The following is a 25,163-nucleotide window of genomic DNA, read 5'->3' on the forward strand; positions in this document are numbered from 1 at the left end:
ACGGAAGGTCCGGTTTGGCTTTTTCGGGCGAGCCGAGTTCGACGAGTAGTCTCGACCGCGAGTTGATTCGGATGGCTTATGAATCGCCTGATCGAAGAAGTGCGTTACGATGGGAAACGGCCGGGCACGTCCATCGCCCGCCCGGCCTCAGGCCACATCTGTCATCATTGAACTCGCCGAGCCAACCCGAAGGTGCCATGCGACAACTGGACGACGAGAAAGCGAACGGCGGTGCACTCCATCGCCCCGAGCATACCGATAGCCTCGCAGCAGAGACGTACGAACCAGCGACAGACGAGGAACACGATGCGTCCGCCGTCGGGCGCACCGGACCACTGAACGAAGCGGCGCTGCTCGGCCGCAAGACCCCGCCGTGGCCGGATTCGGCGGCGGCGAATCCGGGGCATCACGCGGCGGCCGGCGAACGCAATGTGGTGCGCGCGATTGCCGGCCTGCTGGTCGGCTATGCGCTGCTTATCGTCGGAAACGGGCTTTTTCAGACACTCATTCCGCTGCGCGTGCTGCAATCGGGTGCGTCGACGCTCGTCATCGGCCTCATTCAGTCGAGCTACTACGCGGGCTTCATCCTGGGCGCCGTCATCAATCGACGGCTGATCGACCGTATCGGCCAGCACCGGACGTTCGTCGCATTCTCGGCGGCGGCGTCGATTCTTGCGCTCGCGTTCGGCGCCGCCGAATCGCCCTGGACGCTCGGCATCGTTCGCCTGCTGACGGGCGTCGCGTTCATGGGGCTGTACACGTCCGTCGAAAGCTGGCTGAACGGCACGGTCGAAAACGAAAGGCGCGGCCAGGTCTTCGGCCTGTACGCGGCCATCAACTATCTTGCGGTAGGAAGCGGTCAGTTTCTATTGAACTTCGGGGGTGGATCGGCCGCGGTTCAGTTCTCCATCGCGGCTGCACTGTTCGCGGCGGCGGTCATGCCGGTCACGCTGATGGAAGGATGGCCCGCCAAGGTCGACGACTCCAACCTTCATCGCGTGCCCGCGCGAAGCTGGACGGAGAGCCTGCGCGAGATGATGGTCGCAACCCCGCTCGCGGTGCCGGGGTGCATCCTCGCGGGCTTCATCTATAGCAACTTTTATTCGCTGATGCCGGTGTATCTGGATCGATCAGGCTTCTCGACGCACGATCTCGCGACGTTCATGGGCGTGGCGCTCATCGGTGCGCTGTTGCCGCAGTTTCCGATGGGACGTCTGTCGGATCGAATCGACCGGCGGCGTCTCGTCTACTACACCGCGGCAATATCGGCGCTGCTGAGTCTTGTGCTGTTCAGCCTGAATATTCGCATCGTGACGTGGTGCGCGACGATGGTTTATGTCGCAGTGACCTTCACGCAATACGGGCTGATCGTGTCGCACGTGCAGGACCGCACCGAGTCGCATCTGCGAGTCGCGGTATCGGCGATGCTCCTCGTGCTGTTCTCGCTTGGCGGAATGATCGGTCCCACACTCGCTTCCGCGCTGATGACACTGATGGGTCCGCGCGGCCTGTTCCTGTTCAACGGGCTTTCGTGCGCGTTGCTGGCCCTGAGCGCGAGACGTGCGCTCGGTTCGAACTCGGGAACATCGGCGGCGAGCGTGTAGCTCGATCGAGAGATCAGAGCCAGTCGGTTTCGAAGCTGCACCCGGTGAGCGATATGCAGCCTCCATCACTGACAACGACCTGTTGCTCGAGCTTGACGCCCTCGGTGCCGCCTTCCGCGCCGATATAACTCTCGACGCAGACCGTCATGCCCGCATCGAATCGGCCATCGTATCCGGCGCTATGCCAGTCGATCTCATGCGCAATCGACGGATACTCGTCCACCATGCCGATCCCATGCGCGAGGCAGCAATACCGGTTCTTGACGTACCGGTCCGGTATCTTCCATGCGCGGTCTGCAAACTCCCTGAAGGTCATGCCGGGCCGTATCAGGTCCATGTTGTAGTGAACCTGCGTATAGGCGAGTTCATAGAGCTTGCGTTGCTCGTCCGAGGGGCGGCTGTCGCCCACGAGCCATGTTCGCGAGATATCCGAGCAATAGCCATGAGGACCGACCATGTCGGTGTCGAACGCGAGAAGGTCGCCTGATTGAAGCACGCGCGACGAGCACTCGTGCATCCACGGATTCGTGCGGTCGCCGGAAGCAAGCAGGCGCGTTTCGATCCATTCGCCGCCGTGCCTGATGTTCTCGAAGTGAACATGCGCCCACAGTTCGTTCTCGGTGATGCCCGGACGAAGCTCCCGACGCATGCGCTCGATGCCTCTTTCCGCGGTACGCAACGACTCGCCGATCAGCACCAGTTCACCCGGCGACTTGATGAGCCGGGCGGTTTCCATCAGCGCTTGCCCGTCGATCAGCGCAATGCGGTGCTTCTCGAGATACGCGGCGCCGAACGGGTCGAGACGGTCGACGGCAAGTCGCCGGTTATCGCCCGCGTGCTCGCGGAAGACGTCGACGATCTCGGCGCCCCAGATTTCCGCACGGCGCCCTGCATCGTGGCCCGCATTGAAAAACGTCCAGCTCAGCGCGCCGCGCAATTCGACGTTGAGATCGAGGCCGTCCCATACGTGCTCGCTGCTGTGAAACTCCCACGCGACGATGCGGCCATCGGCGAACACCATCACATAACGCGATGGATTGCGGCCCGCCCATACCTGCATGTTGGATGTATCGGTTGCATAGCGGATGTTCACCGGGTCATAAAGCAGGATCGCCGGGCAATCGTGCTTGCGCAGTTGCTCCAGAACGCGCGCAAGGCGATAGGTCCGCACTTCGCGCACAACGTCGTCTTCGACTCCCGTACCGTCAGCACTGCGCGCCATGCGTAAGCTCCATGCGTTGTTGTGATATGAGCTGCGACACAGGAAGTCCGGGTCGCTATAGTTCCAGCGTCAGGTCTGAAGTCGGCCGGCTGCAGCACAGCAGACGCAAGCCCTTCTGGATCTCGCGTTCGCGGATTCCACCGTTGTGTTTCATGTCGACGGTGCCGTCGAGCACTTTCGTCTTGCAGGTGCCGCATACGCCCTGACTGCACGACGATGGAATGGCGACGCCCGCTTTCCTTGCGGCGGAAAGAATGGTGTCCGAAGCATTCATGACGAAGCTCCTCGATGAGCGAGACAGCTTGACGGTGAACGTCTGCTCCGAAACGGACGCTTTCTCGTGAACCGGCTCCGGTGCGACTCCCGACGTGATGTCGAAGCTCTCCTGATGGTAACGAGCCGGATCGTGACCGCCTTCACGCAAGATCTCGCGGACGGCGTGCATGTAGCCCGCCGGACCGCATGTGAAGACCTCGCGCTCGTGGTAGTCCGGCGCGCACTCGGAGAGAAGGCGAAGGCTCAGCCGCCCCGTCGGGCCATGCCAATCCCGTTCATCGCCGACGCCTTCGCAAACGAAGTAAGTGCGCAGGCGCGGCGAGAGTTCGGTCAGCCGATGCAGCTCGTTTCGAAACACGATGTCGGCGGGCGTGCGCGCGCTGTGGATGAAGACGACGTCGCGATTCAATCCAAGGTCGATGCCCGCACGCGTCATCGCCATCAGCGGCGTGACGCCGGACCCGGCCGAAAGATACAGGGACTTGTGGGAGGGCGCGGCCGTCGACGTGAATGTTCCTGACGGTCCGTACGCGCGAAGCGTGTGTCCAGGCGCCATATGGTCGTGAAGCCAGTTGGACATTGCGCCGCCCGGTACACGCTTGACCGTGATCGACAAGAGATAGGGACGCGTCGGCGGCGACGAGATCGTGTAGCAGCGTTCGATCGACTGGCCATGCACGTCGGCGGAGACGGTCATGAACTGGCCCGGCTCGAAGCGCACCGGCGTGCCGTCGCCGACGCGAAACTCGAACGTCCGGACGTCGTGTGTCTCGTCGATCGCCCGGCAACAAGTGAGCGTCTGTTGCTCGCCGCTTGCCCACGGCTTGCCAGCGCTTTCCCACGTGCCTGGATTCGAGAACCGTTCCGCGTCGGGCGCTACGTCGAAGATCTTGTCTGGCGAATTCATGGCATCGAGTCTGTTGAGACGCGCGGCGCGCGTTCACGCGTCTGCATGGCGTGAACGGGTCGAAGCGCGTAGTGATGTGTGGCGATGACGAAGATGCTGCCGCGGTTCTTCGCTTGCGTGGGAGTATTGGTTCAACGGTTTGCAGCGTCAACGCGCTTAATTTTCGGGGCGCTATTACATTAAGTTATGCGTCGCCCGAGTCGATCCCGACTATACGGCTGACGTATGCCGAAGTAGTATGCAGACGCTTCTCCGGGGATCGCGACGCATCCGCGATGAGCCGTGGCCTCGGCGATCAGCGCGTCGTTCGACGCGAGCAGCAAATGGCCCCTCCTTTGGAACAATGTCTTTCCCAAGCTCACGATGAAAGCCGTTACAGATGGTGCGAAAGGGTATCGCCGGCTCGTCCCCTCACTGACCGCGCTGGTCGAGTTCGAGGCCGTGGCGAGACTGCGCAGCTTCACTCATGCTGCGGTGGAACTGGGCGTCACACAGGCCGCTGTCAGTCGACAGGTCCGGCTTCTCGAAGAAATGCTGGGCGTTCGCCTGCTCGACCGCCTGCATCGCAATCTGACGCTGACCAAAGAAGGGGAGGTTCTTTATACGGTCGTGTCGGAATCGATGGGCAGGATTGCTGGCGTGTTCGATCGCCTGTCCACCGGCATCGACGATGAAGAACTCGTGCTCGCATCGACAGCGGCCTTCTCGCACTTCCGTCTGATGTCGAGCGTCGGCGCACTGAAGCAGACGTACCCGAATCTGCGCGTGCGCCTGACAACGACGATGTTCACCGCCGATCTGCGTCACAACGAAGTGGCTGCGGTCGTGCGATTCGGAAACGGTAACTGGAACGATGGAACGTCCTACCTGCTGTTCGAGGAGCAGGTGTTCGCAGTGTGTTCGCCGGGCTGGATCGGGAAGCACGGCAAGCCCCAGACGCTCGATGAACTGGCGGAATGCTCGCTCATTGCCGACGACCCGACATCCGAGGGATGGCTGACCTGGGAACAATGGTTCCGGGCGGTCGGGGGCCGTCCCGGCAAGCTCAAATACGGCCTGCGTACATGTCTCTATGCCGACGCCGTGCAGGCGGCGCTCGACGGGCAAGGCATCACGCTCGGCTGGTCGAGGCTATTGCACGAACGTCTTCTCTCCGGTGAACTCGTACGCCTGACGGACGCGTCCCTGACGATGCGCGACGCTTATTACGTCGTCGTGCCGCACGGCAGGAGCATCACTCCGACGATTGAAACCCTGATCTCACTCCTGCGCGAGGCGGCAGGCGTCGCTTAGGCGCACAGCGCTTATCAGCCATAAATCAAAGTAATGCGTCGCGGAAAATTTAGCGCATTGACGAGCATTTTCGCTAATCCAATACTGGCGCCAATGCGGGAACATTCGAAGTCCCGCTGGCCCCTTAACGTTGGAGATGACGATGTCTGAGTTCGTGTTGAAGCCCCTTGGTGAACTCGTTCGGAGCCGCGAGCCGGGTTGCGGATTGCCGGGAGAGGTGTTTAGCCGACCGGACGTGTATGAAACCGACGTCAATATTTTCTTCCACAAGCACTGGATCGTGGCCGGCGTGACGGCGGATGTTCCGGAGCCGGGCGACGTCTCGGTCATCGATATCGGCAAGGCATCGGTCATCATCGTGCGCGATGACGACGAGAACATTCGTGCCTATCGCAATGTATGCCGCCATCGCGGCGCGCGGCTGAAAGAAGCGGGCAAGTCGACGGTCGGCATGCTGGTCTGTCCATATCATCAGTGGACGTATGACCTCGACGGCAGCCTGCGCCACGCGAAGCACATGGGCAAGGACTTCGACGCGACGTGTCGCAACCTGCTGCCGGTGCATCTCAAGGTTGTCGGCACGCATGTCTTCGTGTGCCTCGCGAAAGAGCCGCCGGCCGACATTGCGAAGCTCGAAGAAACAATGACGCCTCGCTTTGCGCCTTACGACTTGCAGAATACCGAAGATTGCGTTCGAGTCGGAGATCATCGAGGACGGCAACTGGAAGCTCGTGATGGAGAACAATCGCGAGTGCTATCACTGCGAAGCGGGGCATCCGGAGCTGACCTTGTCGTTCGTTCCCGAGTCCACCGGTGCAAGCGCGGACGACATGGACGAAGAAGGAAGAAAGGCGCTCGATGCGTACAACGAGCTCAACGCTGCAAGCCAGAACAACTGGGAGGGCGAGGGCTATATCTGCTCACCCGTGGAAGAACTCGGCGGCGACGTCGCCACCCATTTCCGCACGCAGCGGCTCATCATCGGGGGCAATGGCGAGTCGCAGACCATGGATACCAGGGTCGCGTGTCGCAAACTGCTCGGCAATCTGACTCGCCGTGATCTGGGCGACACGCATATGTGGACCCACAACTCGTGGTCGCACGTAATGAGCGATCACGCGATGATCACCTACATCATCCCGCTCACGCCGGAGAAAACGCTGGTTCGCACGAAGTGGCTCGTTCATGCCGATGCAGTCGAGGGCGTCGACTACGACGTGACGAAGCTGACCGAAGTATGGGTCGCGACGAACGCGCAGGATGCGAGCCTGGTGGCGATCAATCATCGCGGCGCGCAGGACCCCGGCTACATTCCGGGGCCGTACTCGCCGACCACCGAGACGTATGTGAACCAGTTCGTCGGCTGGTACGCATCGCGATTGAAGGCGCACGGTATCTAGGCCGATGAGTCCGCCGAGGCGGCTCAAAGCGCTTCGGTGGACATCGCAACAGCTTCCTTGGACCGAATCGTCGCATCGGCTTCGGCGATATGCCGCACGATGGCCGCATTGACCTCGTCGGCGTGCGTCACAGGCCCCATGTGTCCCGCGCCCGGTATCACCGCGAGGCGTGCCGCAGGCAGCAGCACGCGCAGGCGCTCCGCGATCGCACGCGTCGGAACAGGCGCGTGCTGTCCGCGCATGATGAGTGCGGGAACGCGCAACGCGGTGTATGCACTGGCGGGCGTGCGTTCTTCGAGCAGCGCACGAAAGTCGAGCGGCGCCTTCGGAGCCCAGCGTGTAAGCGCTGCCTGCACCGAGGGCCGCAACGCTTCCCATGCGCCGGGGCCGCCCCAGTAATCCACGAACGAAGCCGCCGCACCGCGATAGTCGCCACAACTGATGCCATCGGCGGTGCGCTTCGAGATCGCAATGATTTCTGCGAGCGCATGCGTTCCATGCGCGCCCATCGTCTTCAACAGATGAAACGCCGATGGCTCGTACAGCGTCAGACTCGCGATGCGCCCGGGTCTTTCGAGCGCCGCGCGCAATGCGACGCCACCGCCATACGAGTGTCCCACGAGGTGAACCTTGCCCGATGACGCGTCGATGATGCCGACGGTTCGCGCGGCTTCGTCGGCCAGCGTGAATGCGCGCTCTCCACTCCAGGGTCCCGTGCTCTGGCAGCCGTAATGCTCGGGCGCGACGAACGCGTGGCGCGAACCGATCGCCTCGCCGAGCTTTCGCCATTGAGCGGCTCCGGAGCCGGAGCAATGCAGTGCGATAACCGGTCTTGCGGATGACAAGGCTTGCGCGGCGGTGATATCCATTTTCAAGCGTCCTTTCGAAATATGAAGCGATCGAATGAGTGCGAGTATCGGCGCGTCGTTCGCTTGAGGAAATGACCTATCCTCCGGATGTCTTGCGCAAAACGCCAGAAGTAATCGGACCCGTTGCGAGCTAATATCGAAGAGACGTGTCAGCGTAGGAGGACGCCATGAACGACAGTCAGGCGACTGCGCAATCAGCACGGCGCCGACGTGCTCGCGTCCTGGCCGCAATCTTCATGCTGACGTGCGCTTCCCATGCGGCTGCCCGGACGATCACGGTCATATCGGCGACGTACGGCGGGAACTGCGGCGCACCGGCCGGCAACGCAACGGGCGACTTCGTGCGTCAATGCGATGGCCGCGACGCATGCGAGTACATGCCGGAGCGACGGAACATCGGCTACTCGGCGCAGTCCTGCCAGAGCGATCTGCAAGCCGAGTGGCGCTGTAGCAGCACCGAATCGCACACGGCGACGCTAAGCGCCGGAATCGACGCAAACAGTAGGCTCGTATTAGGCTGTGTCGAGCAAAATGGGCCGGGGCACTGATCCGCTTTTTCTATCCGACAACGTGGGGACGCCGCATGAAGACCTCCTGGTTTCTCAAGTTCTCTAACATGCTCGCGCAAGTGGCCGGCCGCGCATCGACGTTTGTAATCGCTGTCGGATTAGTGGTCGTATGGGGCATATCCGGTCCGCTTTTTCATTTCAGCGACACATGGCAGCTCGTCATCAATACGTCGACCACCATCGTCACGTTCCTGATGGTGTTTCTTATCCAGAACACGCAGAATCGCGACACCGCAGCAATGCAGATAAAGCTCGACGAGATCATTCGGGCGCTGGACAACGCTCATAATGCGCTTCTCGATCTCGAGGAACTCGACCAGAAAGAACTCACCAAGTTTCGAAAGCATTACGAATCGCTCGCGCAACAAGCGCGCGATGAGCTGCGTTCGACCAACAAGAGTCCCGCAGACGACGCACCAGGCGACACGTCACAACGCTGACGCGGATCGTATGGCGCTAAGCCCTTGCTTTGCGAATGAGTGATCTTGCTCGACTGGAAGCGCGCTTGCGGTCAGTCGCAGCCGATCTTGCAGGCGCGTCCGAAGAGGGCGAGCGAGATCGGATAACCGAGGCCGCGTTTCGGCGCGGTGGCGATTCCATCCAAGAAGGTTGGCGAAAACGTCCTAGTCCGGGCCATGCGCGCCACGGCATGATTCGACGATGCCTGGCGTCAGTGCAACGCCGGTTTCCTGCGATTGCGCGCGCGTCGACAAGCTCGGCAAAGGTTGCTTTTCACGTTCAATGGCCACTTCATCGGAGCCGTCCATGTTTGATTATTCGTCTAGTACAGTTTCGCGCGTCGACCCTGAACTCTGGGCCGCCATCGAAGAAGAAAACCGCCGCCAGGAAGATCACATCGAACTGATCGCGTCGGAAAACTACACCTCGCCCGCCGTGATGGCCGCGCAGGGCTCCCAACTCACGAACAAGTACGCCGAAGGCTATCCGGGCAAGCGCTATTACGGCGGTTGCGAGTACGTGGATATCGTCGAGCAGCTGGCGATCGACCGCGTGAAGCAACTGTTCGGCGCGCAAGCCGCGAACGTGCAGCCGAACTCCGGCTCGCAGGCGAACCAGGGCGTGTTCTTCGCGATGCTCAAGCCCGGCGACACCATCATGGGCATGAGCCTCGCCGAAGGCGGTCACCTGACGCACGGATCGCCCGTCAACATGTCGGGCAAGTGGTTCAACGTGGTGAGCTACGGTCTGAACGAAGCCGAAGACATCGACTATGAAAAGACCGAAGCGCTCGCCAGGGAACACAAGCCGAAGCTGATCGTGGCGGGCGCGTCGGCGTTTGCGCTGCGCATCGACTTCGAGCGGCTGTCGCAGATCGCGAAGAGCGTCGGCGCGTACTTCATGGTCGATATGGCGCACTACGCCGGTCTGGTTGCCGCGGGGCTCTATCCGAACCCGGTGCCGCACGCGGACTTCGTCACGACGACCACGCACAAGAGCCTGCGCGGCCCGCGCGGCGGCGTCATTCTGATGAAGGCCGAGTTCGAGAAGCAGATCAATTCGGCGATTTTCCCCGGCATTCAGGGCGGTCCGCTGATGCACGTCATCGCGGCGAAGGCCGTCGCGTTCAGGGAAGCGCTCGCGCCCGAGTTCAGGACGTATCAGCAAGCCGTGATCGACAATGCGCGCGTGCTGGCCGAAACGCTGGTCAAGCGTGGCCTGCGCATCGTGTCGGGCCGCACCGAAAGCCACGTCATGCTCGTCGATCTGCGCGCGAAGAAGATCACCGGCAAGGCAGCGGAAGCGGCGCTCGGCAACGCGCACATCACGGTCAACAAGAACGCGATTCCGAACGACCCGGAAAAGCCCTTCGTCACGAGCGGCGTGCGTCTGGGCTCGCCCGCGATGACCACGCGCGGCTTTGGCACGAAAGAGGCGGAGATCGTCGGCAATCTGATTGCGGATGTGCTCGAAGCGCCGGAAGATCAGGGCACGCTGGATCGCGTCAGGCAGGCCGTTGCCGAGTTGACGCGCCGCTTCCCGGTCTATTCGGGCAGGCAAGCCGGTTGATGCAAACGAGCGGCGTGCGCGTGGCTGTCAGGCGCTGTCCGCTCGTCTAGCGACATTCGCGCTTGCTGCGGTTCTGTGAGTCGCAGCAAGCGCCTCTCGATGACCTTCGACCACTGCTGTCGAGGATTCGTCGCATCATCTCGCGCGTCGCGGACGACGACCGCGAAATTTCGCTCCCCGTCGTCCGCACGCACGCATCCGTCGCTTACGAAGATCCTCTGGCGTGGCCGTCGCCTGACTGCCTAAGCGGAAGAGGTTTAAGAGATCTCGAAACTTTCGGAATTCAGCCATTTGTCGCTCGATTGACTTCCCGGACAATCGCAACCCCTCTTGCTAACCGAAAGCATTGAAATCTTAAAGAAAGCGGTGCACTGCCACGCAGTGTGCATCGACCGGCAAGCGCGTCGCCTAAAGGCGAGTCATAAGCGGGCCTTAAGCAAACGTGCAATAGCGTGTGCCTCCAGAGGCCTTCAGGGTCACGTTCGCCTCTCTGAAGCTCGCCGGCCGCTGCAGCACGCTGATTTCTTTAGGAGCAATCGCTCTATTCAACTCAATGCGAGTCAACAATTCCCGGCGCTGGGCGCCTCGTGGTGTCAGGCGATGGATGATCGCGGCAGCCGCGCTCGTCACCGCTGCTGTCGTGCGGGCGCTATTGCACCCGGTGCTCGGCCCGGTCATGCCCGGCACGGCTTTTCTGATCGCCGCCGTGCTCGTGCAGTACTACTGCGGCCTCGCGCCCGCCGTCTGCGTGATGCTGGCTGGATTGTGCATCGCGGATTATCTTTTTGTTCCGCCGTATGGACGCATCGATTTCATCGACCAGTCCGATATCGTTTTGCTGGTTTCGTACCCACTCATTACGGCGTTATTCATTACGCTGGTGGAGAGGCTCAAGCGCGCGCAGTATCGCGCGAAACTGCTCGCCGCAGTCGCGCAGTCGCGCTATGAAATGCTGCTTCGTCACGACAACGAGCGGCTGCTGGCGCAACGGTCCACCGATGAGATGCATCGCCTGCTGCATCACATCGCCCAATACAACCGCTCGCTCATCCTCATCAAGGCGCTCGATACGACAGCCAGCGTCACGCAAGGTGGCCTGGTTACGGCATCGTCGCCCGCAGTTTCCGATTCACCGATCGACATCGGTTCCTTCAGCGCGGGCGTCGTGTATGGCCCAGGACACGCACGGATTCATCGGGAAGACCTCGCTCGCGTGACCGATCGACTGCTTCCCGGGCGACATCGGATGCGCCTGCGTGCGGATGGGCACGACTGGCGTCCGGCCGAATGCATCTGTGAACGATTCACTACGCCGCCTGGCGACTTTCTGATTCTGCGCGTGGAAGAGCGAGCGTAATGCAGCCCGATTTCAAAACAGCACCAAGCGGCGATCACGCCGTTCTTCTCTTGCACGGGCTTTCGAGTTCGCCGCTCGAATTGCGCTTCATCGCCCGCTTTCTTGGCGACGAGGGCTTCGCTACGCACACACCGGAACTTCCCGGTTACAGCGCGGGCACCGGGCACACACCGATGGAACAATGGATCAGCGCAGCGGTAGCCGAATTCGACGCGCTCGCCGCGCGCTATCGGCATGTGTCGATATGCGGCCTTTCGATGGGGGCCACGCTTGCTGCAGCCGTGGCGCACCAGCGGCCCGACGCTCGCGCGTTGCTTCTGCTTTCGATCACGCTTCACTACGACGGCTGGGCCATTCCGTGGTATCGCTTCTTGCTGGACTGGCTCTACTACACGCCGATGCGCTCGCGGTACAGGTATCGTGAACACGAGCCTTACGGCCTCAAGAACGAAGCCTTGCGCTCGAAGATTGCCCGTGCGATGCAAAAGACCGGCATCAGCGAAGTCGGGCCTGCGTCCATCTCGATGCCCGCGCTTCACGAAGCGAGCCGTCTTGCATCGTTGCTCAGAAGGATAACGAAGGAAATCTCGAGCGATTGCCTCATCATCCATGCAATCGACGACGAGACATCGAGCCCGCACAACGCGCAGTTCGTGGAAGCCAATATCGGAGCGTCATTCCTTCGAACCATCTGGCTCGACGATTCCTATCACATGATCTCTTCCGACAACGAGCGCGAAGTCGTGGCGCGCGAGTGCGCGCTCTTCTTGCGGGAGAGCGCGGCTGCCTGTGCTTCCGCCGACAATCCCACGCCTGTCGTATCCCGCGCGCTGGCGCGTCGGCTGCGGCATCTGGCTTCGATCGCCAGACGAGCATGAGGCGTTCGCTCACATCGCGCGCGGTGCTTGTGCTGGCCTTGCTCTCGAGCGCCAGCAGCATCCGCGCCGCTGAGCCGCAATCGCCTGGCGACTGGACAGTGTCAGCGGGGCCGGGGCTCTACGTGTTTCCCGCGTATCCCGGCTCTTCCAGGCTCAAGCTTTTCCCGCTGCCCGCACAGGACATCGCCTGGCGGGACCGCATCTTCTCTCAGGGACCGGATGTGCTCGGCATCAACGTGCTTCGTGGCGAGAACTATCACGTAGGCACGTCGCTGAGTTTCGATTTCCAGTCACGAAGCGCATCCGACGATGCGCGTCTCAAAGGCTTGCCCGACGTTCATTACGGGCCGAAGTTGCGGCTCTTTGCCGACTACACATGGTGGGCGTTCACGGGGGCCGCAGCGGTGTACCAGGACATCGCCGGAACGGGCCAGGGTACGACCGCGATGGCGGACTTCTTCGTGTCCGCACCGCTCGGCAAGTTGCTCCTGTCGATGGGACCGGGAATCACCTGGGGCAGCGCGGAGTACACGAGAACGTTCTTCGGCGTGAGCGCGCAGGAGAGCGCCGCATCGGGACTGCCGCAATATGCGACGCGATCCGGCCTGCGCGATGTGCACGTGAATGCAAGCGCCACCTATGAGATCGATTCGCACTGGTCCGCGAACGTTTCGGCGGTGTTCGGTCGCCTGGAACGGTCGGCTGCCGGTAGCCCGATCACGCAGCGGCGGCTCGATGTCAACGGGATGGCGTCGGCCGCGTATCGGTTCTAGCGCATTGCCTGGCCGATGAAGCCGGCTCTCTGCGTGGATCGCCGGCATTCCGGGTCACAGGCAGGCGAAGCTGACATCGATGCTAAGGCGAGCGATGAAGCGGCGCATTCACTCGCCGCAGTCACGCCTTTACCGAAGATGCGCCATGAGTTCCGCCGACGTCATCACCGCAGCATACTTCTGCCGCATGTCGAAGAGATTCGCCTCATGCGGTTCGAGCGCGCGATCCCCCACGCAGTCCGACAACACCACAGGACGAAACCCGTACTGCATCGCATCGACGACGCTTGCGCGCACGCAGCCGCTGGTAACGCATCCCGCGACCACGAGCGTGGACACGCCACGCATCGAAAGCCACGCGGCGAGCGATGTCCCGAAGAACGCCGACGGCACGTTCTTCCTCACGACCAGCTCGCCATGCACGGGCGCAAGCTGCGGCACGATTGCGCTCGCCGGCGTGTCTTCCTTGAGCGTCAGCATGCCCGGCACTTTCAGCGAGAACACGTTGGTATCCGAATCATCGTCTGCATAGACGATGCGGCTATGCGCCACCGGCCACTTCATCTCGCGCGCCGCCGCGAGCAGCGGCACGGTGTTCGCGATCGCTTCGGCAATGTTGCCGCCGCCGAACACGGCCGGATCGGCGAAGCCATTCACAAAGTCGATGACGAGAAGCCCGACCGGGCCTTTGATTTCAAGCGTTTGTCCGAAGCCCTGACGTGCGTAGACGGTATCGCTCATTGTGCATCCTCCACGGTTTTGCCATCGCGCACGACGTCCACGCCATCGAGCGAGACGGTGCAGCGTCGCAACGGAATGTCGATATGACAGGCGGTCGTGCGTGCGCCGCCGCCTTCGTTGTTCGGCCCGAGGGAGAACAGGAAATTGCCGTCGAACGCGCGCGCGTCCATGCCCAGTGTCGCTTCGCGGTCGTACAGCCCGAGCGTGGACCAGTGCGCGCGCTTTTGCAGACCCCAGCCGATATGCGAGATCGCGTAGGCTTCCGGATCGTCGAACGTCTCCATGTATTCGCGCAGCAGGTCCGCATCGACGCCGCCCTCGATCCTGCGCGCATAACCGGCTTCGACCGTCAGCACGATCGGCTCCGTGCAATAGCGCTTCTGGGGCAGGAGAATGTCGCCGCGATCGATCACGATGCGCCCGTTGGCGCCGCCTTCGTTCGGAAACGTCAGCGCGAAGCCGCTCGGCCAGTGATCCCAGCGGCCGGGTTCATCGACGAAACCGTATTCGGCGATGGCCGGAAATTCGCCCATCGGACAGCGCAGGTCGGTGCCGGCTTCCGATGTCACGCGCATTTCGCGCGACGCTTCGATCCGCTTCGCCGCAGCGAGCACGCGCGTGCGGTCACCCGGCGTCGGCGTCATGCGCACGAGCACTTCGGGCGGCTCCACGGCGAGAAGGATCTTCGTGCCGGACGCCAGGATGTCGTGCTGTTCGGGCGAGAAAAGCAGCGTCATCAGATCGAGCACGAGATCGCTCGCCTTCAGTGCGGCGATGGCCGCGCGGTTGCCCGTGAGGGGCGTCTCGCCGAGATAGGCGAGGGCGTCCCGCGAGAGCGCCTTTTCGCCGTTGACGGGCGGCAGGTCGAGGCGGTTGACGACCGCGCCCATCGACTGCGTCGCGATCAACGCACAGGCGAGCGTTTGCGGATGGGTCGCCGCGCCGGTCAGGATGGTCACGCTCTGGCCGGGCTCGAGCCGCGAAAGCGCAAGCACCTGCTTCCAGGCTTCGACAAGTTGGTAGTCGCTGATTGGCATGATGATGTGCGATGGATTAGTCGAGCGCTGCGCCGAAGAACGAACCGAACGCGCGATAGAAACTTTCCTCGTCGTCCCACGGAATCATGTGGCCGGCGTCCGGCACCTTTACGACTTCGACCTGCGGCAGCAGGCCGCGGATCTCGTCGATGTCCCCGCTGCGGATGACGTCGCCGCGGCCCGCCGCCATCAGCAGCGCGGGCTGGTTCACATGCGGCATGTCGGCGTGAACGTCGTCAGCATGGAAGCCTTCGAAGCTCGCGCGGATGGCGCGTTCGTCGCAGGTATGCAGCCATTCGGCGCGCAGGCGCAATTGCTCGTCGGTCCACGTCGGGCAGAAGCGGCGCATGCCTTCGATATCGAGACCTTCACGTGCAAGCGCGATCGAATCCACATACCACGGCAATGCCGATGGATACGCGCGTCTTCCCGGACCCGACACGGGCGGATCGACAAGCGCAAGCCGTGCGATCGTGTCGCCTTGCGTGCGCGACGCCGCGCGCAGTGCGATGCGCGCGCCCATCGAGTGGCCGAGCACGCTCGCGCGCGCAAGGCCGATTGCGTCGATGAAGGCAAGCAGGTCGCCGGCTTGCGCATCGAGGCTGTAGTCCAGTTCGGGCGATGCGCTCGACAGGCCACGGCCGCGCACATCGAGTACATAGGTATCGAAATGCCTGCCGAATCGTTCGCCGACGAAGCCCCACGTGACTGCGGGACTCGTGATGCCCGGCACGATGACGACCGCATCGCGCCCGCTGCGCGGGCCGCTCGCGCCGCCATAGCGCAGGTAGTGCTGGCGGATGCCGTTCGCGTTGACATTCGCGCCGTAGAGATACGTCGATTGCATCGATGCGTCCTCGTTCAGTAAGCGCCTGAAAGCAGCGCGCCGGCGCCGGGCACGACGGGCCGCAGGTCGAGCTGGCGCAACATCGCATAGGTGGTCGCGATGGCCGCGGTCACGACCGGCTTGCCGGTCATCGCTTCCACCATCGGCACGACGGACAGCGACGGCATCTGCACGCAGGCCGACAGCACGATGGCATCCGCGTCCTGATACTTCAGGGACTTCACGATGTCCGGCAGATTGCGCGGATCATGGCGCGCGACTTCCAGATTGTCGGGAATCTCGAGCGCACGATAGTCGATCACTTCGAACCCTTCATGCTGGATGTAATCGACCACGAGCTCCGTGAGCGGCTTCATGTACGGCGCGACGACGACCACGCGCTTCGCCTTCATCACCTTGAGGGCATCGACGAGCGCGCCCGCGCTGGTGACGACCGGCGCATCTGCGCCATTCGCGGCGGTGTGCGCCTGCAAGCGTTGCTGCGACGCCCGGTGATAGCCGCGTCCCATCGCCATGATCGCGACGAGGCACGCGTAGCCGAGCACGTCGACGCGGGCATCGGAAAGCTCGACAGCGCAGCGGTCGGACTCCGCATCCATCTGCGCGAGTTCTTCCTTGACGACCTTCTTCATCCGCATGCGGCTCGAATGAAACGTGAAGCGCTCCGGCTCGATGCCTTGGCGCGCCGTCAGCATGGCGGGAATTTCGGTTTCCATCGTCGTGTTCGAACTCGGGACGATCTGGCCGATGCGATAAATCTTTGCGGACATGTCGAATAACCTCTTGATGTGATCAGGCGGCGGTGAGCGTGCGCGGTGCGAAGTCGGTCGCGTTGTACGCATAGACCCAGTTCGCCTGAATGCCCGATGCCTGCGGATTCAGATACGACTTGAACTTGTAGATGAGATCGCGCTTGCGTTGCGCGAACGCGCTCGGCAAGTGATACGTGCGGCCCCGTTCGCGCGACTCGAGCTGCACGCGGCTCGTGCGCGGCAGGCGCTCGGCTTCGTAGTCGCGCAATGCATTCGCGATATCGCTGCCGTGCGCCTTCAGCGAACGCGCCAGCACGAACCCGTCTTCGATCGCCATCGCCGCGCCTTGCGAAAGAAACGGCAGCATCGGATGCGCGGCGTCGCCGAGCAGGGTGACGTTGCCGCGTGACCAGGTTTGCATCGGATCGCGATCGAAAAGGCCCCATTTGAAGACCGAATCGGCGCGCTCGAAAAGGCGGATCAGGTTCGGATGCCAGCCTTCGAAGGTCGCGAGCAGCTCCTCGCGGCTGCTCGCGGCATTCCACGATTCCTCGACCCACTTCTCCGTTTCCGCGACCGCGACGATGTTGACCGCCTTGCCGCGACGCACGAAGTAGGTCACGACGTGCGCGTTCGGCCCGAGCCAGAAGGAAGAGTCCGGGCTCACGAAGTCGGGCATCTCGTCGAACGGCACGACTGCGCGAAAACACATGTTGCCGGTGAAACGCGGCGCCTCGTCGCCGAACAGCTTGCTGCGCACGATCGAGCGCACGCCATCCGCGCCGACGATCAGATCGGCTTCGAATTCGCTGCCGTCGTCGAACAGGGCGACCGCGCCGGCCTTGTCCTGACGCACGTCGACACAGCCGGTGGAAAGACGCGCGGCACCGGGAGGCACGAGCGAAGTCAGAATGCGATGCAGGTCCGCGCGATGCACGTGATAAAACGGCGCGCCGTAGAGAGCGGGGCAGACGGCCGCGAGCGGCGTGCGAAAGTTCTCGCGCGCCGTCTCCCAGTTGCGGCCGACGATCGCCTGCGGCACGAAGGCCACGTCGCGCAGTGCGTCGCCGAGGCCGAGCGCCTGCAGCACCTTCACCGCGTTGGGCGTCATCTGGATGCCCGCGCCGACCTCGCCGAATGCGCTCGCGCGCTCGAAAAGCCGCACGTCGATGCCTTGCTGCGCAAGCGCGCCCGTGAGAGCGATGCCGCCGATTCCGCCGCCGATCACGCCGACGCGAAGTGTTCTGCTCATGGTCTCGTCCTTCTCGAAAAGTAAATCCGTGTGGATGCGCGACCAATATTATATGGCCGTATAAATAAATGCAACGGCGAACGCGTGGCGAAGTGACGGCTGCAGGAAATTGCGGACATGCGGTTGAACGACCGTAAAATATGCGGCGACCGCAGCCGCATGCATCGGGCGGCCTTCCATTCAACGCAGCACGGCCACGCATGACGAAAGACCAGACTACCCACGCTCACGCACACGGAGATTCGGCCAGGCGCAAACGGCTCGGCCGTCCGGCGGGCAACGTGAATCAGCGCGAGAACATCCTCGACGCCGCCGAAGTCGATTTCTCGCAGCGCGGCTATGCGGGCACGTCGCTCAAGGAAGTGGCGGCGTCGTGCGGTGTCACGCAGGCGCTGATCACGTATTACTTCGGCACCAAGCAGCAGTTGTTCGAGCAGGTCTTCCTGCGTCGCGCGACGCTGGTGTCGGAAGAGCGGGTCAGTCTGCTGCGCGCGCTGGGCGATAGCGGCGCGAAGCCGAACGTGCGTGACATCGTGCGGGCGTTCTTGCAGCCGCTCGTCGCGTTGCGCCAGTCCGACGGCGGCCGCGCGTTCATCCGGCTGCAGGCGCGCCTGCATACCGAGCCGCCCGACATCTCCTACAGCCTGCGCAGCACGGCCTATGGCGACTCCACCGACGCCTACGTCGACGCACTGCGCGCCGCACTGCCCGGCTTGCCCGCGAAAGACCTCTACTGGCGCGTGACCGCGATGATCGGCGCCTATCTGTACGCGTTCTCGGATACGCACCGGCTCGACATGCTGGCCAAGGGCGCATGCGATCCGTGGGACGCGAAGGAGACGCTGGAGCAGTTGACGAGCTTCATCGTCGGCGGGCTGGAGGCGCAGGCGAGCGCAGCGGCCAAGCCGGAAACGACGAGCCGCGCGAAGAAAACGGTGAAGGCACCGAAGGCCGCGAAGACCGCCCGAGCGCCGCGGGCGGCCTGAGTCACGCCTGAAGCCGCATGGATTACCGGCGCAGGCCGATTTCCATCGAGTCGATCACGTGCGTGAGGGTCGCGTGCATCGACGTGAGCGCGGCCGGCGGCAAGTCCGCGCTGGCGGTCTCGCCGATCATGTCGCGCAGCGTCTCCTGAACATCGATGGATGCGCTCTGCGGCAGCGCGGCGGCGATCACGCTGATCGCGGCGGTGAGTCCATGCAATCTGCCCGTCAATACTTCGAGTTCCTGGCTCATTTCTGACTTCCTGTCGTTGCGTTGATTGAAGCGTAAAAGCGGACCGTCGGCGATGAGGACGGTCCGCGGAGATCACATCGGTTCGGTGGCCGGATGCGCTTTCAGCTTGACGAAGAGCGCGAGCCCCGCGATCACCGAAGGCACCGCGAGCAGGGCGAACACCGCCGGCAGGCCGAGCTTCCACTGTGCGAACAGTCCGCCGAGCGCAACGCCCGCAATGCCGCCGAAACGCCCGACGCCGTACATCCACGAGACGCCGGTCGCGCGGCTCTGCGTCGGATAGAACATGGCGGCGAGCGAGGGCATCGACGATTGCGCGCCGTTCATCGTCGTGCCGGCGAGAAAGATCAGCGCGCTCACGAGCCCGACGCTGCCGATCGCCTGCCCGACCACGAAGATGAACACCGCGGTCAGCAGATAACCGAGCATCACGATGACGTTCGCGTTCCAGCGATCCATCAGCCAGCCCGACGCCACGGTGCCGATGCCGCCGCCGAGCGGGAAGAGCGCGGTCAGCAGCGCGGCGCGTTCGGGCGTGAATCCCGCTTCGTTCATGAGGAGCGGCATCCAGCTCATCAGCAGATAGAAGATGACGAGGCCCATGAAGTACGTGAGCCACAGCATGATCGTGCCGACGAGAAAGTGCCTCGAGAGAATGGCGCCGACGGACGTCTTCGCGTGGATCTGCACGCGTTCGGAAAGGCGGAACGACTGGACGCGCGACAGATCGAGCGGCGCGATCTTCACGAGCGGCGCACCGATTTTTTCCTTGGGCGCGCCCTGCTTCACGAGAAAGCGCACGGATTCCGGCACCCACAGCACCACGCCGAGAACAAGGATCAGCGGCAGCACGCCACCGACCACGAAGAGGCTATGCCAGCCATACGCCGGGATGAGCCACGACGACATGAAGCCGCCGAGCGCCGCGCCGACCGTGAAGCCGCAATACGTCGTGTTGACGATAATCGCGCGGCTTCGCTGCGGCGCGTATTCGGAGACGAGGGTGATGCTGTTCGGAATCGCCGCTCCGAGACCGATGCCCGTGAGAAAGCGCAACGTCACGAGCGATTCGATGGAGCCCGCGAACGCGGTTGCGAGACTCATCGCACCGAAGAAGGCCGTCGCAGCGATGAGCACGCTCTTGCGCCCGAAGCGGTCGGCGGCAGGGCCGGAGATGACCGCGCCCGCGGCCAGTCCGAAGAGCGCGGCGCTCAACACGGGCGCGAGCGCAGCCTTCGAGATGCCCCAGCCTTTGACGAGCGCTGGCGCGATATATCCGATGGCCGCGGTATCCATGCCATCGATCAGCACGATCAGGAAGCACACGCCCATCAGGACCCACTGGAAGCGCGAGAAGCGATGCGCGTCGATGAACGCTTCGACGGGCACGTCCCCGCTCCACGCATCGCCGCGATCGGAAACCGATGGATGTCCCGCCCGCGGCGGAAAGGCCGGGCCGGATTGAAGCTCTGCTTGCGACATGAACAACTCCTCGTTGTCGACGGCTCGCACCGTCCATGAATGCCACCAGGCCGGCCAGATGCCGGAACTGCGCGAAGCGGGGGCCCACCGGTTTCGACGCGGTTTTATTATATGTATCTATAATTAATAAACGCAATCGGGAAAAAAATAGGGGTTTGGCGTGCGGGTGGCGGCGGAGCGGGGCGCAAGATTCGAGCGACCGGCAGTAAAGCGGCTGCGCGCGTGACGGCCGCCGCGGCCTTCATTCGGCAGGCGAGCGGGTGCGACGACGCGACGGGCGGCGCCGTCGTCGTGCGATTCGTCGTGGTGAATATCCTCGCCTGTGCCGTCGGCCGCAGCATGCCGAACGCGCGATCCTCATCAACGCGAGAACGTGCCGAGTCCTTCCGCGTCGTAATACTCGATCGTGACCTGATCGCTCAGGAACGAGACCTTCGAGATCGTGCCGGGCGCGGCGTTCTCGTTGGTGAGCGTGAACGTGAACGTGTCGCCGTCCCAGTGCGAGAGAGGAAGACGCAGCGGCGTGGCGCCGATGGTCAACACGAGCGTTCCGCCCGCATCGCTGATTTGGATGGGACCGTGGTAATCGTTGTTGTAGGCGCCGGTGTACGTCGACAGTGAGCGCGCCGGAAGCGGCGACGCCGGCGGCGATACGCCGACGAGCGATCCCGACGGTTTCGTCTGGTCCGCGAATGCGTGGCTGGCAAGCGTGAACCAGTCGCGCTGTATCGAGCCGAACTGGACGAGATCGAAGAACTGCGCGGTGAGCGTCTCCGGTACGCCGACCGGAAAGCCGTTAGTGAGTGCGACGATTGCGCACCCGGTCGACGGCACCACCACGAAATTCGTGGCCGCGCCCGCGAAGAACGCGCCCGAATGGCTATAGGTCGCGCGGCCCGCAGCCGACGTCCCGACGTTGAAACCGAAGCCGTAGTAGCTGGCGGGCTGTCCGTTCCCGGCGGGCTGAGTCTGCGACTGAGGACTGATTGCGGCGCTCAAGGCGTTCGCATCGACGATTCCCGCGCCGTTGAACATGCCGTTGCCGAGCATCATCGCCAGCCATCTGGCCATGTCGTTCGCGGACGAGCTGACGCCCCCCGCAGGCGACTGGGCGTCCGGCATCGAGCCCAGGCCGACCACCCATTGGCCGTTGCGCTTGACGTGGCCCGTCGCGCGATTCGCCCGCGCAACGAAGTCGGCGTAGCGCGAACTCGTGCTCGTCATGCCGAGCGGCTGATACAGCGTGCGCTCCGACAGCGTCGCCCAATCGATGCCCGCAGCCGCCGCCACCGACAGCGCGCCCGCGGTCAGGCCGAAGTTCGTATAGGCGTAAGACCGCCTGAACGGAGTGAGCGGCAGGTAACGCAGGCGTTCGAGCACGCTTCGCTGATCGAATCCCATGTCTTCGAGCAGATCGCCGGCGTGATCGGGCAGGCCGGAGCGATGCGCGTACATGTCGCCGACAGTGACGGCCGCGGTGGTGTCGGGATTCGACAGTGCGAACCAGGGCAGATTCGCTTGCACCGGCGTGTCCCACCTGATTGCGCCGATGCCGACCTGATGCGCGACGACCATCGACCCTACCGGCTTCGACAGCGATGCGAGCTGAAACACCGTATCGGGATCGACCGGCAGGCCCGAGCCGATGAGCCGGGTGCCGAAGCCTTTTGCATACACTGTCTTGAGGTTACGCACGACCGCGACGGACATGCCGGGCACGCCTGTGTTCGTCATCAGGGTGTTGGCGAGCGCGTCGAGCTGGGCGATCGCGGCATCGATCCGTGCATCGGGCACGGGTGCGTCCGTGCTGTTGCCGCCGGAATTGGAATCGTCCGAGCCGCCGCATCCCGCGACGGCGCCGCACAACGCGGCGCCCAGAAAGCGCCGCCGTCCCTTGTTCTGACTCATTCCTGGTCTCCGGCGTGACGATCGCGGCGCGCGAGACTGCTTGTCCGATCGTTCGAGGTGTCCTCGCGCGCCAGCTTTCAGTTATAGGCCATGACCGGCGATTGTTGAAAGAGTCGTTCACGCAGTGCGTGCCGGTTGCGAAAGATTCTTTGTCCTGATGAAACCTGCACCCGTCAAAGCATGGCAGATCGCACTGACATGACGATGATCCGTTCCGCAGCATCCGCCCACCACGTTCATGCGCGGCAACAACGCACGCAGCGCCCGATACTGCGCGCCGAGCTCCTCCGGATCGCCATCGTCGAGATCGGTGGAGTCGTCCAGCTCGGCATGACTGAGCCGCGATGCGTTCGCGCGGACGCCATGAACGCGATCGAGCCACGCGCCGCCATCGCCGAGCACGGTTTCGAAATGCGATGGATGCGCGCAATTGATCATGTAATACGCGGCATACCCGCCGGATTCTTCATCCGCGCGCTCGACCGCATCGCGCAGTGCATCGCCCGATGGCAAGCGTCCGTCGGTTTCGAGCGTGAACGAAATCGCGACAGGCATATCGGCTCGCCTCGCCGCGTCGATCACGCCGATGCCTTCGTCCGGGTAAGTGATCGTGAACGCCGCGACCATGTCGGCCGCGGTTGACGCGAAAGTGTCGATCTGCGGCTGATGATAGGCGCGCGCCTCGTCACGGGTCATGCGCGATTCGATCCGATAGGCGTCGCCGCGCGGCCCGAGACAACCGCTGATGACGATCGGCGTTTCCGGCGTCTCGAAGTCGGCCCGCACCCGCACGAGCATGTCGATCGCCTTCCGGTTGACGTGCGCCAGCGCGGCGTCCGGGTAGCCCAGCTTGCGGCCCCAGTCCGCGTTGGCGCGCCAGGTCGGCGCTTCGAGCACGAGACCGACGCCTTCTTTGGCGGCGATGCTCGCATACGTGCGGAAATAGCTTTCCAGACGCGCGGCGCCGTCGGCGTCTTTCAGCAGGTCGAAGGCGGCGAAGCAGGGCAACTCGATTCCTTCGTGGAAGATCAGCGTCGTCTCGATTCCGCCGTCGGTCATGAAAAGCCCGTCATCGAGCTGGGGAAGGCGAGTGCGGTACTGGCTCATGGTCATGCTCCGTCAACGAGGTCACGTCAGAGAGGTCGTCCGCAATGCGTCGCCGGTCGTGGCCGAGTGTAAGGAGGGGATACAACATGCGCGTCCGGGCGCCCGCTACGGCGAGGCGTACTGGCGCGAACGGCTTCCTTACACTTAAATAACATTGGGACGGAGCCACGATACGGCGGGCCGCCGTCCGACGCCAAAGCCATTTCGGCAACTTACCGGACAAAACGGCCATGAACGACCGCACGCCCGCGCGCATCTGCATCCTGGCGCTGCCCGAGACATCGGCGTCCGTGGTGTACGGCATGTATGACATGTTCATGTCGGCGGGGCGCGATTGGGGCGTCATCGTCGAAGGCACGCCGGGGCGCGCGCCGATTTCGCCTCGCGTGGTGTCGCGTCACGGCGGCACATTCGTCGCCGGCAACAACGTGCGGATCACGGCGGATGCCGCGCTGGATGCGTGCGCGGATGCCGACGTCATCTGCGTGCCCGAACTGCTCGTTTCGCCCGGCGAGCCGCTCGCCGGCCGCTTCGACGATGAAATCGCGTGCCTCAGACGCTGCCATGCGCAGGGAAAGATACTGGCGACGGCGTGTTCCGGCGCGATCCTGCTGGCGGAAGCGGGCCTGCTCGACGGCCTCGACGCAACGACGCACTGGGCGTTCTGCGAGTCCATGGCGCGGCGCTATCCGTCGATCAGGGTCCGCGCGCACCGGGCGCTCATCGCATCGGGGGAGGGCGAGCGGCTCATCATGGCGGGCGGCGGCACGTCATGGCTGGATCTGGCGTTGTATCTGATCGCGCGGCTGGCCGGCATCGAAACGGCGATGCAGACGGCGCGCATCAATCTTGTCGACTGGCACGACGTCGGCCAGCAGCCGTTCGCTCGGCTTGCGCGCACGCGTCAGGCGGAAGATGCGGTCATCGCGCGTTGTCAGTCATGGATCGCCGATCACTACGCGCAGTCCTCGCCCGTCAGCGCGATGATGCAGCTGAGCGGCCTGCCCGAGCGATCGTTCAAGCGCCGTTTTCAGCGGGCGACAGGAATGTCCCCGCTCGCATACGTGCATACGCTGCGCCTGGAAGAAGCGAAACAAATGCTCGAAGCCGACAGTCAGCCGATCGAAGCCATCGCCAATGAGGTCGGCTATGAGGACGCGGGCTTCTTCACCCGTCTCTTCACGCGCAAGGTGAACCTCACGCCGGCGCAGTATCGGCGACGCTTCGGCGGCATGCGCGATGCGATTGCGTCCGTCAAGGCGTAATCATCGCGACCGGCTTCCGAACGTCGATGCAATTTAGTTAGGCTCACCTATCATGCGTCTTGTATCCTTCGATACCGGCCGCACCACGCGGCGAATCGATTAGATGCTGCATCAACGCTCGCATGGTTGCAACGGTTCCGTCCTGCCTCCGTGTAAGCAGCCAGATCAGCGAGGCGCCGTGCATCCAATCGGCGGAACGGGAGGAGGCCCAAAGCGGTGGACGCGATCACTTGTCTCTGAAACGCCGCTGTCGTTAGCGGCCGGACTCTCAGTGTCCACGCCGGCCGCTGTCAAGCCGCGCTGCGGCCGGTGAGATCAACAAGCGAGAGGCGCCGGACCGACACGGGGCGCCCCTTGTGC

General features: G+C 63.3%; 22 protein-coding genes and 1 pseudogene. 11 read left to right on the plus strand and 12 right to left on the minus strand.

Annotated features, from left to right (window positions below):
* The first annotated feature begins 197 nt into the window (after positions 1-197).
* The gene (locus tag P9220_RS24615) at positions 198-1,604 is read left to right on the plus strand and encodes an MFS transporter (protein ID WP_309768463.1); all 1,407 of its coding nucleotides are present in this window, start codon (positions 198-200) and stop codon (positions 1,602-1,604) included.
* 13 nt (positions 1,605-1,617) lie between these two features.
* On the opposite strand, the gene P9220_RS24620 is transcribed toward P9220_RS24615, so the two are convergent.
* Together P9220_RS24620 and P9220_RS24625 are read right to left on the minus strand one after the other, a co-directional pair.
* The gene (locus tag P9220_RS24620) at positions 1,618-2,826 is read right to left on the minus strand and encodes a Xaa-Pro peptidase family protein (protein WP_309768464.1); all 1,209 of its coding nucleotides are present in this window, start codon (positions 2,824-2,826) and stop codon (positions 1,618-1,620) included.
* 55 nt (positions 2,827-2,881) lie between these two features.
* The gene (locus P9220_RS24625; protein WP_309768465.1) at positions 2,882-4,009 is read right to left on the minus strand and encodes a hybrid-cluster NAD(P)-dependent oxidoreductase; all 1,128 of its coding nucleotides are present in this window, start codon (positions 4,007-4,009) and stop codon (positions 2,882-2,884) included.
* Between the two features lie 363 nt (positions 4,010-4,372).
* On the opposite strand from P9220_RS24625, the gene P9220_RS24630 reads away from it, so the two are divergent.
* Together P9220_RS24630 and P9220_RS24635 are read left to right on the plus strand one after the other, a co-directional pair.
* Positions 4,373-5,302, plus strand: a complete 930-nt coding sequence (locus P9220_RS24630; RefSeq protein WP_309768924.1) for a LysR substrate-binding domain-containing protein — start codon at positions 4,373-4,375, stop codon at positions 5,300-5,302.
* Between the two features lie 142 nt (positions 5,303-5,444).
* Positions 5,445-6,702, plus strand: a pseudogene (locus P9220_RS24635) (SRPBCC family protein).
* 23 nt (positions 6,703-6,725) lie between these two features.
* Here the strand turns inward: P9220_RS24635 and P9220_RS24640 are convergent.
* The gene (locus P9220_RS24640; protein ID WP_309768466.1) at positions 6,726-7,571 is read right to left on the minus strand and encodes an alpha/beta fold hydrolase; all 846 of its coding nucleotides are present in this window, start codon (positions 7,569-7,571) and stop codon (positions 6,726-6,728) included.
* Positions 7,572-7,738: 167 nt separating this feature from the next.
* Here P9220_RS24640 and P9220_RS24645 point away from each other — a divergent pair, with 167 nt between their 5' ends.
* The 6 genes from P9220_RS24645 to P9220_RS24670 all read left to right on the plus strand — a co-directional run bounded on the left by P9220_RS24645 (position 7,739) and on the right by P9220_RS24670 (position 13,176).
* Positions 7,739-8,119 carry a hypothetical protein gene (locus P9220_RS24645; RefSeq protein ID WP_309768467.1) on the plus strand — a complete coding sequence of 127 codons (381 nt, stop codon included), beginning with the start codon at positions 7,739-7,741 and terminating at the stop codon, positions 8,117-8,119.
* A gap of 35 nt (positions 8,120-8,154) precedes the next feature.
* The gene (locus P9220_RS24650; RefSeq protein WP_309768468.1) at positions 8,155-8,580 is read left to right on the plus strand and encodes a low affinity iron permease family protein; all 426 of its coding nucleotides are present in this window, start codon (positions 8,155-8,157) and stop codon (positions 8,578-8,580) included.
* A 325-nt stretch (positions 8,581-8,905) separates the two neighbouring features.
* The gene (gene glyA, locus P9220_RS24655) at positions 8,906-10,168 is read left to right on the plus strand and encodes a serine hydroxymethyltransferase (RefSeq protein ID WP_309768469.1); all 1,263 of its coding nucleotides are present in this window, start codon (positions 8,906-8,908) and stop codon (positions 10,166-10,168) included.
* A 553-nt stretch (positions 10,169-10,721) separates the two neighbouring features.
* Positions 10,722-11,525, plus strand: coding sequence for a DUF4118 domain-containing protein (locus P9220_RS24660; RefSeq protein ID WP_309768470.1), 804 nt, complete (start codon positions 10,722-10,724; stop codon positions 11,523-11,525).
* Positions 11,525-12,403 (plus strand): alpha/beta fold hydrolase, encoded by an 879-nt coding sequence (locus tag P9220_RS24665; protein WP_309768471.1) that lies wholly within the window; start codon positions 11,525-11,527, stop codon positions 12,401-12,403. The genes P9220_RS24660 and P9220_RS24665 overlap by 1 nt, the downstream gene beginning before the upstream one ends.
* Positions 12,400-13,176 (plus strand): MipA/OmpV family protein, encoded by a 777-nt coding sequence (locus P9220_RS24670; RefSeq protein ID WP_309768472.1) that lies wholly within the window; start codon positions 12,400-12,402, stop codon positions 13,174-13,176. The genes P9220_RS24665 and P9220_RS24670 overlap by 4 nt, the downstream gene beginning before the upstream one ends.
* Before the next feature lie 129 nt (positions 13,177-13,305).
* Here the strand turns inward: P9220_RS24670 and P9220_RS24675 are convergent, their stop codons facing one another.
* The 5 genes from P9220_RS24675 to P9220_RS24695 are packed head-to-tail and all read right to left on the minus strand — an operon-like array spanning position 13,306 to position 17,805.
* Positions 13,306-13,917 (minus strand): N-carbamoylsarcosine amidohydrolase, encoded by a 612-nt coding sequence (locus tag P9220_RS24675; RefSeq protein ID WP_309768473.1) that lies wholly within the window; start codon positions 13,915-13,917, stop codon positions 13,306-13,308.
* On the minus strand, positions 13,914-14,954 hold the full coding sequence (locus P9220_RS24680) for a 2,5-dihydroxypyridine 5,6-dioxygenase (protein WP_309768474.1): 1,041 nt from the start codon (positions 14,952-14,954) through the stop codon (positions 13,914-13,916). The genes P9220_RS24675 and P9220_RS24680 overlap by 4 nt, the downstream gene beginning before the upstream one ends.
* Positions 14,955-14,970: 16 nt before the next feature.
* The gene (locus P9220_RS24685; protein ID WP_309768475.1) at positions 14,971-15,801 is read right to left on the minus strand and encodes an alpha/beta hydrolase; all 831 of its coding nucleotides are present in this window, start codon (positions 15,799-15,801) and stop codon (positions 14,971-14,973) included.
* Between the two features lie 14 nt (positions 15,802-15,815).
* Positions 15,816-16,571 carry an Asp/Glu racemase gene (locus P9220_RS24690; protein WP_309768476.1) on the minus strand — a complete coding sequence of 252 codons (756 nt, stop codon included), beginning with the start codon at positions 16,569-16,571 and terminating at the stop codon, positions 15,816-15,818.
* Positions 16,572-16,593: 22 nt separating this feature from the next.
* A complete protein-coding gene (locus tag P9220_RS24695) occupies positions 16,594-17,805 on the minus strand; it encodes an FAD-dependent monooxygenase (RefSeq protein WP_309768477.1) in 1,212 nt (403 codons plus the stop codon).
* 200 nt (positions 17,806-18,005) lie between these two features.
* On the opposite strand from P9220_RS24695, the gene P9220_RS24700 reads away from it, so the two are divergent.
* Entirely contained in the window at positions 18,006-18,791 is a 786-nt protein-coding gene (locus tag P9220_RS24700) for a TetR/AcrR family transcriptional regulator (RefSeq protein ID WP_309768478.1), read from the plus strand.
* A gap of 22 nt (positions 18,792-18,813) precedes the next feature.
* Here P9220_RS24700 and P9220_RS24705 read toward each other — a convergent pair whose 3' ends face one another.
* From P9220_RS24705 to P9220_RS24720, 4 genes are all read right to left on the minus strand, one after another.
* Positions 18,814-19,041 carry a hypothetical protein gene (locus P9220_RS24705; RefSeq protein WP_309768479.1) on the minus strand — a complete coding sequence of 76 codons (228 nt, stop codon included), beginning with the start codon at positions 19,039-19,041 and terminating at the stop codon, positions 18,814-18,816.
* A 72-nt stretch (positions 19,042-19,113) separates the two neighbouring features.
* Entirely contained in the window at positions 19,114-20,523 is a 1,410-nt protein-coding gene (locus tag P9220_RS24710; protein WP_309768480.1) for an MFS transporter, read from the minus strand.
* 360 nt (positions 20,524-20,883) lie between these two features.
* Positions 20,884-22,431, minus strand: a complete 1,548-nt coding sequence (locus tag P9220_RS24715; protein WP_309768481.1) for a serine hydrolase — start codon at positions 22,429-22,431, stop codon at positions 20,884-20,886.
* A gap of 117 nt (positions 22,432-22,548) precedes the next feature.
* On the minus strand, positions 22,549-23,538 hold the full coding sequence (locus P9220_RS24720; protein WP_309768482.1) for a homocysteine S-methyltransferase family protein: 990 nt from the start codon (positions 23,536-23,538) through the stop codon (positions 22,549-22,551).
* A gap of 230 nt (positions 23,539-23,768) precedes the next feature.
* On the opposite strand from P9220_RS24720, the gene P9220_RS24725 reads away from it, so the two are divergent.
* Entirely contained in the window at positions 23,769-24,803 is a 1,035-nt protein-coding gene (locus P9220_RS24725) for a helix-turn-helix domain-containing protein (protein WP_309768483.1), read from the plus strand.
* Positions 24,804-25,163: the final 360 nt, after the last annotated feature.

It is taken from the genome of Caballeronia sp. LZ016 (assembly GCF_031450805.1).
Taxonomy (GTDB): Bacteria; Pseudomonadota; Gammaproteobacteria; order Burkholderiales; family Burkholderiaceae; genus Caballeronia.